The sequence below is a fragment of the Mammaliicoccus sp. C-M13 genome (genome assembly GCF_022386845.1).
In the GTDB taxonomy this organism is placed as follows: domain Bacteria; phylum Bacillota; class Bacilli; order Staphylococcales; family Staphylococcaceae; genus Mammaliicoccus; species Mammaliicoccus lentus.
The window spans coordinates 116,158-130,399 of record NZ_JAJNHQ010000007.1 but is presented as its reverse complement, the minus strand read 5'-3'; the positions used below and the strand labels follow the sequence as shown (position 1 = coordinate 130,399).

The 14,242-nt window shown below is 31.3% G+C and carries 12 protein-coding genes; 6 read left to right on the top strand and 6 right to left on the bottom strand.

Annotated features, from left to right (window positions below; genetic code table 11):
• Positions 1-38: 38 nt before the first annotated feature.
• The 6 genes from LQ615_RS07280 to ssb form a co-directional block, all read right to left on the bottom strand.
• Positions 39-389 (bottom strand): SAUGI family uracil-DNA glycosylase inhibitor, encoded by a 351-nt coding sequence (locus LQ615_RS07280; protein ID WP_000171449.1) that lies wholly within the window; start codon positions 387-389, stop codon positions 39-41.
• Positions 390-859: 470 nt separating this feature from the next.
• A complete protein-coding gene (gene ccrB, locus LQ615_RS07275) occupies positions 860-2,488 on the bottom strand; it encodes a cassette chromosome recombinase CcrB (protein WP_001186596.1) in 1,629 nt (542 codons plus the stop codon).
• Positions 2,489-2,508: 20 nt separating this feature from the next.
• Positions 2,509-3,855: a cassette chromosome recombinase CcrA gene (gene ccrA, locus LQ615_RS07270; RefSeq protein ID WP_000816499.1), complete on the bottom strand. Its 1,347-nt coding sequence runs from the start codon at positions 3,853-3,855 to the stop codon at positions 2,509-2,511.
• A 192-nt stretch (positions 3,856-4,047) separates the two neighbouring features.
• On the bottom strand, positions 4,048-4,323 hold the full coding sequence (locus tag LQ615_RS07265) for a hypothetical protein (RefSeq protein WP_001791132.1): 276 nt from the start codon (positions 4,321-4,323) through the stop codon (positions 4,048-4,050).
• Positions 4,324-4,412: 89 nt separating this feature from the next.
• The gene (cch1, locus tag LQ615_RS07260; RefSeq protein ID WP_000181743.1) at positions 4,413-6,200 is read right to left on the bottom strand and encodes a cassette chromosome replicative helicase; all 1,788 of its coding nucleotides are present in this window, start codon (positions 6,198-6,200) and stop codon (positions 4,413-4,415) included.
• Positions 6,200-6,484 (bottom strand): cassette chromosome ssDNA-binding protein, encoded by a 285-nt coding sequence (gene ssb / locus LQ615_RS07255; protein WP_000659554.1) that lies wholly within the window; start codon positions 6,482-6,484, stop codon positions 6,200-6,202. The genes cch1 and ssb overlap by 1 nt, the downstream gene beginning before the upstream one ends.
• 136 nt (positions 6,485-6,620) lie before the next feature.
• On the opposite strand from ssb, the gene LQ615_RS07250 reads away from it, so the two are divergent.
• From LQ615_RS07250 to LQ615_RS07225, 6 genes are all read left to right on the top strand, one after another.
• The gene (locus tag LQ615_RS07250; protein WP_000613217.1) at positions 6,621-7,670 is read left to right on the top strand and encodes a hypothetical protein; all 1,050 of its coding nucleotides are present in this window, start codon (positions 6,621-6,623) and stop codon (positions 7,668-7,670) included.
• Between the two features lie 52 nt (positions 7,671-7,722).
• Positions 7,723-8,295: an ADP-ribosyltransferase gene (locus tag LQ615_RS07245; RefSeq protein ID WP_000489177.1), complete on the top strand. Its 573-nt coding sequence runs from the start codon at positions 7,723-7,725 to the stop codon at positions 8,293-8,295.
• 209 nt (positions 8,296-8,504) lie between these two features.
• Positions 8,505-10,820: an HAD family hydrolase gene (locus LQ615_RS07240; RefSeq protein WP_239713551.1), complete on the top strand. Its 2,316-nt coding sequence runs from the start codon at positions 8,505-8,507 to the stop codon at positions 10,818-10,820.
• A gap of 159 nt (positions 10,821-10,979) precedes the next feature.
• A complete protein-coding gene (locus tag LQ615_RS07235) occupies positions 10,980-12,065 on the top strand; it encodes a DNA polymerase family A protein (RefSeq protein ID WP_239703779.1) in 1,086 nt (361 codons plus the stop codon).
• Positions 12,058-12,429 carry a hypothetical protein gene (locus LQ615_RS07230; protein ID WP_239703780.1) on the top strand — a complete coding sequence of 124 codons (372 nt, stop codon included), beginning with the start codon at positions 12,058-12,060 and terminating at the stop codon, positions 12,427-12,429. The genes LQ615_RS07235 and LQ615_RS07230 overlap by 8 nt, the downstream gene beginning before the upstream one ends.
• The gene (locus tag LQ615_RS07225; protein ID WP_239703781.1) at positions 12,426-14,048 is read left to right on the top strand and encodes a DUF5906 domain-containing protein; all 1,623 of its coding nucleotides are present in this window, start codon (positions 12,426-12,428) and stop codon (positions 14,046-14,048) included. Before LQ615_RS07230 ends, LQ615_RS07225 begins: the two co-directional genes overlap by 4 nt.
• Positions 14,049-14,242: the final 194 nt, after the last annotated feature.

Sequence of the window (14,242 nt, the reverse complement as noted above, 5' to 3'; positions counted from 1 at the left end):
TAATGACTGTGACGCTTATCTGAGCTATGTGTATCCATTTATTCATTATTATAATTCTCCTTTTCAAGTAAGTGTCTTTGATCTAGTAGTGGCATAACTGTGTTATGAAGATATAAGAAGTCCATATCGTTTGTTTCATCAATATAACCAATCGCAATAAGTTGTTTTTGATAGTAGAGGATAAAGGGGTATATATGCCTTTCATGAAGTGTGTCAGAGTAGTAAGTATACGTATGAAGGATTTTGTTGGTAAGCGGACCAAGTCTGATATATTGATCAGGAAGGATATTATCTGCCACTTCCTCGATAGATTCACATTCCCATTTTTCGTCCTTTGGCAGATTGAATAAGTTAGTTATATACTCTTTGAGTTGTTTTTCTAGTGTCATGGTTATGACCTCCTATAATGTTTTTGATGTATACATGTAATACACCATATAGATAATATATGCTTCAAAAAAATTTTGTTTCGTTTGTGAATCCCATTGTTATTAAGAAAATATCCCAATAGAAAATTATCACAATTGTTGATATGACAAGGAAATCCCATTATCCCGCTCATTTCTCAGGAAATATAGCGATATATTTATATATCATTTGGATTTGGTGGTGTCAGTACGACTTACTTTTTCTTTTTATATTATTTATTTATAAATAATAATGGGATTTCGGGATTACGCTTGCGTAATCCTTATCCTACATGTATTTATCAAATCCCATTGCTATCCCGTTCATATTTTATTTTGGGATGTTCTTTCGTCATACAATATAAGCTTCACATTGAGTTGTGACTTGTTAGTATGTTGAAAAGATTCGTTAGATGGGTGTTATTGAATGACGAAAGGACAGTACATAGATATTAGATTTGAAGAAAGAGCGTTTGAGGCAAAAATAAAGACGAAGTGCTGAGGAGCACTTCGTCGAGAGGGGTATTATTGAAAAGTTGTTTAATAATTTCATTATTGAGTTTTAGTGTAACGTAGAACTGTTTTTTATGATTACCGTCTTTACGAATATCAATACGGTCAATGACTGTAAGATATAATGCTTTGAGTTGTGCTTTATCCATTGATTCTATATTTTGAAATATTCGTTGTAATAGGGCAGCGATTTGTTTCGTATCATAAGATAGTTTCTCTTGATTTTGTTGCTGTTTGAGTTGATTCATTTGATTTGTAATGTCATTGAGTTGTGTTTCATATTGATGAATAGTTGCTTTCAATGCAGATGTTAGGTCCGGATTATCTTCAATGGTTTTAACTAAATTATGGAGTTTCCCGCTGACTTCATCGTATTGTTGTTGTTTATAAGCGATATCGTGGTTCAATGCACCAATATCGACTTTATTTTCTTGATTGACACGTTCTAAGACTTGGTTAATGACTTTATCACTTTTGACAATTTCGAGTATTTGATCCATGACGTATTTCTCAATCACATCAGCTCTAACGCTATTCGCAGAACATACTTTTGAGCCTTTGTTTCGGAAGTTACTGCAAGAATAATAACGTATTCGCTTCTTGGTACCATCTTTCAATGTGTTCGTTGTGTTACTAGCTGCCATTGGTGCACCACATTGTGGACAATGAACGATACCTGTTAATAGATTAGTTCCTTTACCGTGGACTTGAGGTTTTTGACTGACTTGTTTTTTACGTAATTGGACTTTATCCCATAAGTCTTGAATAATAATAGGGGAATGCTTACCTTCAGCTATTATTGGTTTATCATTCAGCCCTTTACGACGCTTTTCATTCCAATCTTTGTACTTTGCGAATTGAATTTTACCAACATAGAATGGATTAGATAAGATATAGGTCACTGAACCAATACTGAAAGGCTTTCCTTTTTTAGTCACGTATCCTTTGTGATTGAGTGCATTCGCAATTTTACGATATCCGTGGCCTTTAGCATATGACTCAAATATATATTTGACAATATTCGCTTCATGTTGGTTTATCATGAGTTCATGCTTGCTATCCGGTATTTTGTCATAGCCCAGCGGCAAATTGCCTTGATAATAGCCTTCTTGAGCGCGTCGGGTTTGACCCATGAATACATTTTCGACAATATTATTTCTTTCAAATTCTGAAAAACTCGCTAGAATTTGTAGCATCAATTTACCACTGCTTGTATTGACTTCCATACGCTCAGATAAGCTGAAGAATTCGACATTTTGACGATGAAGGTCTTCAACAATTTTGAGTAAGTCAGAAGTGTTACGTGCTAGTCGGTTTGTTTTGTAGACCATAACAGAATCAATCTGACCTTCGTTCGCATCTTTTAACAAACGTTGTAGTTCTGGTCGGTTCATAGATTTTCCAGAGATACCTCTATCCGCGTATACATCTACAACAACAAAGTTATTGAAATCACAATATTCTCGAATTTGATTGATTTGTCCATCGATACTATAGCCTTCAGTACTTTGGATTTCCGTTGATACACGAACATAGATACCGACACGTTTTTGTTTGAGTTGTTGCATGATTTTTTCATCCTTTCTGATTAAGCAATCGATGATTGCGAGGTTTGGTTCACAATGTTCAATGGTTCATTTTTGAAATAGATCCCAACAAGGGCTTTATTTTTTGTAATGCGAATTTCATCAATATAGGGATGCAGCATGTTTAACGTGAAACTTTTCTGTATAACCTTTTGTAGTGATGTTTGTAACTGATTATCACTTATGGAGGATATGGTTTTGTGCTTTTGATTCATCAAATGAGTCTGTTTTCTGAATGATTCAGCATCAATCATACCTTTGGCAAGTTTATCTATCAGTTGTTCTTGAGTTAGCGTACTTTTAGCTTCTATCACTCTTTGTTTTTTGAGGCGTTGATGAATTGCATTATTAATTTTTGAATAGAGCTGTTGGTTTTGAAAGAAGTTCTGACATGTAGCTAAGACTTGAACTTCTAATTTTTGTGCATTTATTCCTTTGAATGAACAGACAAAGCGAGATTCATTCATATTTTTAGGACAAATATAATATCGCAATGTATGTTTTTTTCTTATTGTCATATTTGTCAGTGTTGAGTCACAACAAGGACATTTGATCTTTTGTTTCAGCTGATTCTCTGAAGGTATACAGTGAAGTTGCTTCTTATTACGGATTGCTTGAGCATGTTCATATTTCGTTGCCGAAACAATAGGTGGTACCATATTGTTATATTGACCATATTGATTGATGACACGACCACAATAATTTGGGTTCATAATTATATTTCGTACCTGATAAGGCTTGCGGGTAATAAGTTTATTATCGTCTTCTAAATATTGTGCAATCTTCTTGTAGCCATATCCTTGAAGATAATAATTGAATACAGCTTTGACGGTAGGTGATTCATCATTATTAATGATGAAAGTACCATTTTGATAGTGATAACCGAAAGGCGCATGGGTCGTTATGAGTTTACCTTGTTTTGCCTTTTCTCTAAGTCCATTTTTGACTTGTTCTCCAATATTATCGGATTCAAGTTCAGCCAGACTCATGAATATATTGAGTTTTAGGCGATCAAACGCTTTATCCATATCAAAATAGCCATCATGAACACTTAGAATATGAACATGATATTTTTGACAGAGTTTCATGAGTTTTAATGCATTTTTCAAGTTGCGATGAAGTCGATTCAAGCGATAACAACATAATACGTCACATTGTCTTTGTTGGATGCGTTCGGTGACTTGTTGATAGCCTGTTCGATTATCTGTTCTGCCTGATTGCTTATCACTAATGTATTGGATATTTTGAATATTGTGCTTTGGAGCTAATAATTCTATTGCTTGCTTTTGAGCTGGGAGTGATTGTTGTTTCGTTGTACTTTGGCGCAAATAACCAATGGCTCGTTTCATAGTATTTCCTCCTTTCAAAGAGATAATATATATTTATGAACGAAATTATAGATAAGCCCAACACCAGTCGGGTGTTGGGCGGTATTATTAGTCATCAGCGTGATTGATTTCTTCAATAACCAGATCGGCTAATAGTATGATTAATTCGTCCATGTATATCACCTCATTATTCATAGTATTAACAACAATTCTTTAGTTGCATCTCAAAAGTAGTAACGAATTCGATATTCTTCTTTGAGCAAATTTTTTTAAATGAATGTAATCTTCATATTCTCCATATGCAACAATGGACGTAGGTTTGATTACTTTCTCCAAAATGTCATTTATTAACTTGTACTCCTCAGTGTAAGTGTTACTTATTTGACGACCTTCTTGTTTACAGCATTCCTTCACAGTATCTAGGGGTGTGCTTTCTAAGTATTCAAATCTTTCATCTTCAATTTCGTGAGCTAGTGCTACTGTATTCATAGTACAATTCCTCCATTGATTTAATATTTGTGCTACAACACCTTTAAATAGGTGTTGTAGCAAATTTATTTAATAACATATTTTAAGCTTTAAAAGTCAATATCACCGTTTTTATCCCATTCTCTTGCTTTTGAAATCATGTCTCGTAGTATTGGATGTTGGTGTTCAGAGATAAATGATAAGGGTATATTGAATTTACTTTTTTCAGATAGACCAAAAATAGGAGCGTATGATTTATCAAGCTTAAGATGATAAAATACGATGGTTTTTGGTTTGCCTTCTTTGTCTTTGACACTACGTTTTGTTGTTTTACGATTGGCGTCTGACTGGATGTAATCTTTATCCCTCAGTGCATCAATGACATTATTTGTATCTTGGAAATTATGTTCTTTTAACATATTTTTAAAAACCGAGGCAATCATTTTCACCTGGATATGATCATCTTCAAGTGAAATCATTCCATAATTTTCAATAAGCGTTGATAACCTAGTGTCGTCAGAAAACTTACCACGATTTTGTGCTACAAATTGGACAATGACTTCAATTGCTTTATCAGCTAGGCTTCGCTCACTAACAGAATCTAAATGATAGTTAATAAGATAGTCCCTTACAGCATTCAAATCAACAGGTGTGGCAATGACACGTTCCAATATACGTGCTGATGTTGTAATGGTTGCATAGCGTTTGAACATCCGAATTCCTGTATTGCTGGTTTCCTTTTCTAGTTGAGTTTTGAACCTTAGGTGCTCATTTTGGAACCATTTAATGACTTCTTGTTCACGATTGAGTAGATATTCAGCTACTAATGGCATGATATGACCATAATTAGCTGATGTTGCTTTTTTAATAGTATCTGCGTTGTCAGCGTTAGTTGTAAAAGCTTCAGATATTTCAATGGTACGTACATTCAAACCATCATTACGTGCACTATTATTGAAAATACTGTGTTCGGCAGTACTAATTACTGAGGTTCCCCAGTTTTTTAGTGACTTGACTTCTCCGTGTATATTAGAACGTTGTCTTCCTTGACCTTCGGCAATTGAATAGAGCAAACCAGTTGTATCTTTAAAGGTTGCAGATGACAGTTCGTCCAATACAATAGGTACACCATAGTTGTTACTTAGATATCCTTCAAGCGCGTTTCTAGTGCCATTCCATGATCTAAACAGCGTATTACTACCTTTAGTAGGGTTGCCGGTTATTGAGACTCCTAAAGCCGCTGCAGTTGATTTACCCGTGCTTGAATTTCCCGTAAATGAGAAAATCGTACCTGCGAATTCAACCTCATGTTTTGTTTTTAAAAACGCAGTTACTAATGAAGAAATACCAAACACTACAGCAAGTTCGAGTAACAAGTTTCCTTTTACTTCATCAAGATACATTTGCCACCAGTCTTCAAAAGTGCCTTTAGGTTGTAGATCGTACTGTGTTTCACAAATGATTTCATCCGCCTGCGACTGTGTAATTTCTTTTGAAAGATATGGTTCATCTAATGAAATGACGACACCTTTATCAGTATTTAACACACCGACACCCGTATACAACGATGACAGAGGCAGTGATTGGCGCATTAATTGTAGTGCATTGCTTAATGATTTAATGTACTTCTCATTGATGCTGAAGCCATACATGATTAGTGAAGGTAACTTTTGCGATGTTAAAATATCTGATGTTTCAATACGTTCAATATTTTGTCCGTTGGAAATAACTAGTTTCTCAACCCCAGATTTGGGGTCAAGAAACTTGTTTTTAATTAAAATTGGACTAGATAAGCGTATGGACTTTTGCTGATCATTTTTACCTTTCGGTGGTATAACTTCATACCATGAATCTTCAGTAAGCCAGTATGGATATTCACTAAAGATGATGTTAGTCATTAGTTGTTACCACCTTTCCAGTTATTTTGATGATTCATCGGATTTGGTGCAGTTTTAAGGTAGAGCAAAGATGAACCTTTTTTTCCAACTACAATGAATGGAAGGTTAGGTGTATATTTTACAAAATGTGCAAACCAACGACCAACATCTTGTTGAATTTCAGTCGAGCACAAAACATTAGCCCTCACATTCAAATCGTGATACATAAACATGGTGCCTACAGGTAAATTAAATGCGATGCTTGTAACAGCACGTTTTAGTGTATAAAATTCTTTTTCTTTCATCATAAGTTCCTCCAAATAAGTCTTATTAGTCAATCAATACTGTAGATGCTTAACACCTCAATGGTTGATTGCTATAATAAGCATAAATGAAGCATTTTAATTAGACGCGGAACAAAAAATAGGGAGGGGGGTATATATGATACCTACGATAGAAGAAATTATTGACAAGTATGGCAGTTTAGTAGATTGTCTAAAGTTTGATATATCAGGTGAGGTTTATGAAGACTTATTGTTATTAAGAAGTTTAAGCGATTTAAATGAACACCAAAAGATGCATAGAGTTTCATTTATACAAAAACACTTTAACCCTAATTTTGATTATTTGTTAGATGACTCAGAATTTAGAAGTATGAATAAAATTTATAGAAATTTAAATACTATGACGTATATCAATAGTCAAAACAATGAATTTAAACTTAAACCATTTATAAATGAAGAACAATTAAAATCACTACTTGCGATAAAGAAAGTAGATGAACATTTGAGTTATGACCCATCTATTACCTCAAAAGCATTAGCAGATATAAACAAGACGCAAAAAAGATTGGTTACAAAGCCAAATATTCTCTATAATCGATCCAAAAAAGAAAATGAGTATGTACGGTTAGGAGGAAAAATATCATATACAAAGATGGAGAAGCATTGGGAATATTTACATAATGAGATTCAGTATTATAATCTTACTAATCAATTAATTAGTTATGTTGCTTTAGAAAAGGAATATGCATGGGCTTTTTTAAATGAATTATTTTATTTAATAGAATTATATTTGAAGGCATTTAAAGGACAAAAGAAAACTGGCCATGAATTTGAAGAAGGATTGAACGCATTTATTCAATCATATGTCATTATTTTACTTATAGATATAAGATTACCGACTGTTAGGTTATATATTATTAGGCGTATTGTGGATGAATGCGAAAAAGAATCAGATAATCAAAAAAGAATTAAACTGATAGAGGAATCCATTAAAAAGTACAGATATGTAAAAGAACAGATTGAAAGATTTGGAAATGCGTTGAAAGAAGAATTATCAATCGCGACTTTGTCTATTGAACAGAATATGTTAGAAGCTAAAATTGATTATTATAAGAATTACTACTATCCTAGAAAAAAAACAAAGCATAACAATATTGAGTACAACGTATCAATGTTTTTTAAAGCTGTAGATTCTTTAAAGAAATAGTATTCGACGGACAATATTTATAGATAATAATTAATTAGAGAGGTTTTAAGTTGTGTTTAGATTAAAAAAATGGTATTTAAAACAAAAAGGCTATTTTTGCCGTGTCGGTGAAAAGTGGGACAATAGTAATTTATCCCATGAAAATATACATAGTTATGTAGATAGAGTACTTGAATATGAGACTGAAACACGTAGAAACGGCCAACCAACTGAAGAATATATATTAGCTAGTAGTGGGGAAAAAATAAATGAAGATTTAAGAAGTGGTACTAATGATCACAAAGAAATTCTAGAGGTATTTGATAAATATAAAGTAAAAGAGGATATAACTACTTATAGAACGGTTAGTCCTCGGATATACAAATTAATGGAGAAAAATGCTAAAAACTTAAATGGAGTAGATTTGTTTGAACTTGGAATTTTACACACTTCATTAATAAAAGGGTACGAATCAAGAGAAGAAGGTTACAAATTACGGGTAAAAGTAAAAAAAGGAACACCAGCTTTCTATGTAGGTAATTTAACAGGCGAAGAAAGCCATTATTATGAGGTGATTGTAGTTAATAATTTAAAATTAAAAATCATATCTATTGAAGATTACTATATAAATTGTGAAGTAGTATAATTGGAATCAATTCTGTTAGTTGTTCATAATAAGCCAATTATTTTTTTAATGAACTTATTACTTAAAAACCGCATCATCAACTGATAAGCAGAAGCTTATCACAAATAAAACTAAAAAATAAGGTGCTTTAGAAGAAGTGTAATTTTAAAATTGTCATAGTATTTATGGTTAATTAACTATCAAAATTAAACTAAAAGGGCGTGTTAATATTGGATTTAGAATCAAAGATAAAATTAAAAAAGGAATTGAGTATACTTTATAATCTTTATAAATTTTCAATGGATGAGTTACTACAATATAAAGCTTTGAATTATTCAGAAATAGATTTATCAAAAGAAGAAATTCATGAAGCTATCACAAAAAAGATTGATCCAATTTATGCACTTGCTGTTGGTGATAAGTTTGATAGATTATATAGTTTATCAAATAGGTATTTTATAAATTTAGAGTCAAAAAATTTAGGTAACGACTTTATAGATAAAGTAAAACGATACCAAATTAGTCATTTAGAAAATATTCATATATATATCGATAAATACTTTAGAAAAGTGTTTATGGATCCAAACATACATAAATTTTTGAAGAACGAACCCATTATAATAAAACATATGTACATTAAGAAGAAAAATAATAACTATATCCTTGAATTTGAATCAAATGGATTAGATGCGCTTTCTAAACAAATTACTGGAAATAAAGGAGGAAAAAACAATAATGTAATAGATTCACTCTTATTTAGTGAAATCGAGTTACAGAATATCGTTAATAAGAATGTGTCTAAAGGTATTACAATTAATAAAGTTATTAAAGACCTAAATTTAAGCTTAAAAAATGTTAAAGTCGAAGTTCCATATATCTACTTTGGACAAGATATCAGTCAAACAAGTTTGCAATTTAAATTAAGCCAAATAAGTCAAAAGAAAACGATTTATAAAGGTAAAAACATTGAAGGGAAATATGGTTATAAACGTGATGAAATGACCCAGCGGATATTAAAACTAAAAAATACATATACATTTGATCCTAATATGTTTAGAAACAGTTATGGTGAAGAAAAAGCTCAATTTGATTTGACTAGGTATGAAAACGACATCTTAGATTTTCTAGTTACATCAGTTGTAGATTATCCGTTTCCTAATACACCTAAAAAGCGAAATGATGAAAAATCAATTAATAAAGTTTATCATGATCTATCTAATAGTGAGTTTTTAAAATATACAAACAATCAAGTGAAAATAATTAGTTCATTACCCAATAATGAACTAAAAAAGAATCTTACTAATGATGATACATATAAATATATTGAAGAATTTACTAATCGAAATCAATCAAAGCTTCAAACTCAACTATCCAAATTTTTTAATAAAGTAGATGAAGTAAACTATTATGAAGCCAATCTACTTTATAGTAGATTGGCTCAAAAGATAGATGAAGTTTTGGTGGACCATGATATAGAAAAGACTAATTATGATTTTGAAGATAAAGCATTTAATGAAGCTCCACATACATATTCCATTGAATACCTTGATTTTGTGTCTGATTATTATAAATATATACAAAATGTATTCTTTAGTTCTAATGATGAAAGTAATGAAGAAATAGCTAATAGACCTTATAAAATGAGTTTTATTGAGGTGTATGAAAGGGTTAAATTTCTTGATAACATTAAAAAAACAAAAATTTCTACATCAAATGGTAAGCAAGAATATCCGGTTTATAAATATCACGCTATTGATAAATATGCTAAAGCGGAAGCTACTATAAATGATATCATGGTTAAAAATATATTGAATATTCCAAAAAGTATATATAGAAAAGAAAACGATGAAATAGCAAAAATAATAAAAAATAAAAAACACAGTGAAACAGAGATTGAAGAAAAGCCAGTAGAAAATGATAAGTCATTAAAATACGATGAGGACACTAAAGTTAAAGGAAATAGTAACGACTATAATCAACTTAATAGTAGAGAATATTATGAAAATTTATTGTATAGTGAAAGGTTAAAGTATGAATTAAAAACTGCTGATGAAATGAAGGATATAAATGAAAAAATAAATCTACTTTACCGAGAAACAATAAAATCTATAGAGGATTTAGCTTTTTATATCTTATCAGAATATTTATCAATTTCTGAGTATAATGATTCTAAGTTCTTAACTAATATTTGTTTAACAGATAATAAAAGTATAAGTGAACTGAAAGAAATTTATTTCAAGGCCAATCCTTTATATCAGTTTTCTGAAGAACATAAAGTCGAAAGAGATAGTGAATTCATCCCCCTTCTATCACTCTTAGATAAAGTGATAAAGCAACTTAACTCTTATTTCGATAAGTATAAAGAAAATTATGATATACATCATAAATTAATGGATGAAAATGTTGCAAATCAACTAATAAATGCGAACTCTTATAAAGGGAATAATTTATTAGTTGAACAAGCTATAGAAGCAATAACGAGTATGAAACTTAGAGAAGACCTATACAAGTATCACATAAAAACGCAAAATCAAATCAAAGAATAGACTATATTAACCAATACACAATTACGTGTATTGGTTTTTTTAATCAGAAAAAAAATAAAAATTTCTGATGTCATTATTTATTAAGCGAATGATGACATACTTAAAGTGTTGATTGGCCAATCGACTATTATATTAAATAAATAATAGGAGTGATGACAGATGTTAGAAAGACTAGCATTTGAAATGGAGTTTAACAAAACTGAGAAGTGGTTGATATCTGGTAATTCAGATCAGAGTGAAGTACTTGAAATGAGAAACGCGCTGTTACTTAATATCAATAGAAAAATTCAACAGCTTGATGATGAAAGTAAAAAATTACTAAATCAGTACAATGATTTACACAACGAGTTGTTGCCACTAGTCGATGATATAGAACAAGTTGGGATAGACTTTGATATCGATAAACTAAGAAGAACTGGCGAGTTGCTAATAGATAGATTAAAAAATGAAAGTAATCGCTATCGAATTGAAAGATTGCTAGAAAAGCTTTCAAAATCACTTAATGGAAATAAGCTTAAAACTAAACTGAATTTGATAGGCGGTTTTACACATCGCATAACGACAGCTTCATATAATATTCAAGGGCTTCCTAATGAAATTAAGGCATGCATTATACCATCTCAATTTAAGCGTGTATATATGATTGATTTCAGTGCATTTGAACCTTCGGTAGCAGCTTACATGTCGGATGATAAGACTTTGATAGCGTACTTGAAAAGTGATGATGGTTTATATGAGCGTTTATTGAAAGATCTAAACTTATCCTCTGATTATAGGAATGCTGTAAAAGTATGTTTTATCGGATCATTCTTATTCGGAGGTAACTATCACAATTTTAAATTGAGTGAGGAAGTACCTGAAATAGAGTGGCATAACTTAATAAAGAAATTCAGTAATTATATGCTTCTAAGTAACCAAGTGATAACAAGCAAGAAGTTGATTATGCCTTATGGAATAGAAAATGATGTTAGTCACTTAAATGATAAAAAAGTGATGGGTCAATATGTACAAAATGTCGCAAGCTATGTATTTAAACATGTTTTAAAAGAAGTTTATATAAAGCAATGCATGAATGAGTCATTTAGAATTATGTTGCCTATTCACGATGCAATTATGATTGAGTGTGATACAGAGGAAGTTGCTCAATCAGTAGCTAATCTCATGGTACAAACGGCAAATGGACTATTTAAGGATAGCTTTGCTAAAGCAACCATAGAGGAAATTGGAGGTAGAGACAATGAATAATGACAGAGGTCAAAGTTTACAAATCCCACAAAAAACAACACTAAGAGCAGGTCATATATATGTTGCTACATTGCGTTCTGTAATTGAGACAGATTTTTCAGGCGAAATTAAACATCGATTCATATATGAAGTTGAGTTGGAAAAACAAACGTTTCATGTGAAACGAAATATTTCGATAGTTGCTACAGATAAGCAATTATCAATATCTGAGTGGCTGAAACGACATAGTAATTATAGCGTTAAGCACATCAATTATGAGCCTTACATTGACCAACAACATTTAATCCTTGTAGGTGAATATAGAGAAAGCTATTACGTAGAAGACATAGCACCATTAAATGAGTTTGGGGGAATATTAAAATGAACCATATTTTACAAATGTTAATGAAATTATTAAGTGAGGCAAAGGAGGCAATCGACCGTGAAGGTCTGATTGCTCTCCTAACTAATAGTATCGCCAATGACAATGAACTTGAAGAAGTTGAATTATCAGAAATGGTGTATAACGAGTTTATTGATCAATTACACCTTAACATTCCTAAAAATAAGGACTACCGAGCTAATATATATAGTTACTATAGAATTCAGAAAAAACCGAATGACACAATATTAATTGACATGATGATGAACGTTTTTCATATCAAACGATTCGATTCTGAACTATTTATTTTTACCGATAAAGGTTGGCAAAAAGTAAGTGACGATAAATTGCAAGATTTGGTATCTAAAATGGTACAAGTACTTTTAGTCGACTTTAGACCTTCACAAAGCGTATTGAGAAATGTAGTTGAGGGCTTACAAAAATCATCAGATATTGAGAATCTTTCTGTGAATGAGCAATATATTGGTTGTGGTCCGAACATGTTCGATCTAAGCGATTATAGAGTAGTTAAAAATAATATAGAAGTTTTTCCTAAAACACGATTGAATTTGGATTTAGATCTAAGCGATTCTATTAGTGATACTATACCTGTAAGCTTTAATCAGTACATGTTTGATTTAGCAAATCATGATGAAGATTTGAAAAGTTTTCTAATCCAACATACGTCTGTGCTACTTACAGCGGATGCAAAACTTCGTCGAGGGCTTATTTTATATGGAACAGCTAACAATGGGAAATCAGTATATATTAAATTATTAAAGTCATTCTTTTATAGCAATGATGTCCTATCAAAAACGCTTAATGAATTAGGTGGACGATTCGACAAAGAGAGTTTGATTGGTAAACGTTTAATGGCAAGTGATGAAATTGGAGAAGCTAGAATTAATGAAAGAGTAGTTAATGATTTTAAAAAATTACTTTCAGTTGAGCCTATTCATGTTGATCGTAAAGGACAGACACAAGTCGAAGTTACTTTGGATTTAAAACTTATCTTTAATACGAATGCTGTACTAAACTTTCCTGCTGAGCATGCTAAAGCATTAGAACGTCGAATAGCAGTTATACCTTGCGATTTCTATGTGCAGAAGGCTGATTCCAAATTGAATGACAAGCTTCAGATTGAGAAGAAAGACATATTTTTATACCTAATGTATGTCTACAAGCAAATCTTAAGTAATGATACCGAAAAGCTTGAAAATGAGCGAGTTACAAATATTACACATGATTGGTTAAATTTTGGCTATTACTTTATAGCATCTAAAGCGGTAAGCACCAATAAACAAAAAGACTGTATTAAACTAATAAGAAATCTTACAAGTCATAATAAAGGATCTCGTGTAAAAGTTTCGAAATTAAATAATGTTATAAAGCAGGAAATGAGTTTGAGTAGTCAATTTATTAAAGAACTTGTAATGCATAATTTAAATAGCCAAATTATATTAAGAGACGGTTATGAATATTGGACTGATTTAGCTTGGAATAATGATTCTAATGATGATAAAAATGAATCATTAGCGCGTAAATCATCAGAATTTAACGCAACAGAAAGTGAATTTCAATATTCAGATGAAGATATATGGTCACAAGAGGAGGAATTTTAAAAATGAATGAGCAACAAATTGAAGCGATTGTAGAAATTATGACACCTATCCTCGAAGAACGGATTATTAAAGAGAAGTAAGAAAAATAAGCACTATAGGCAAGAGCCTATAGTGCACATATTTTAAAGTGGTAAAAGTGACAAAAACTAAGGTAAATATAAATATATATTATCAATGTGATGTTATGAAGACCT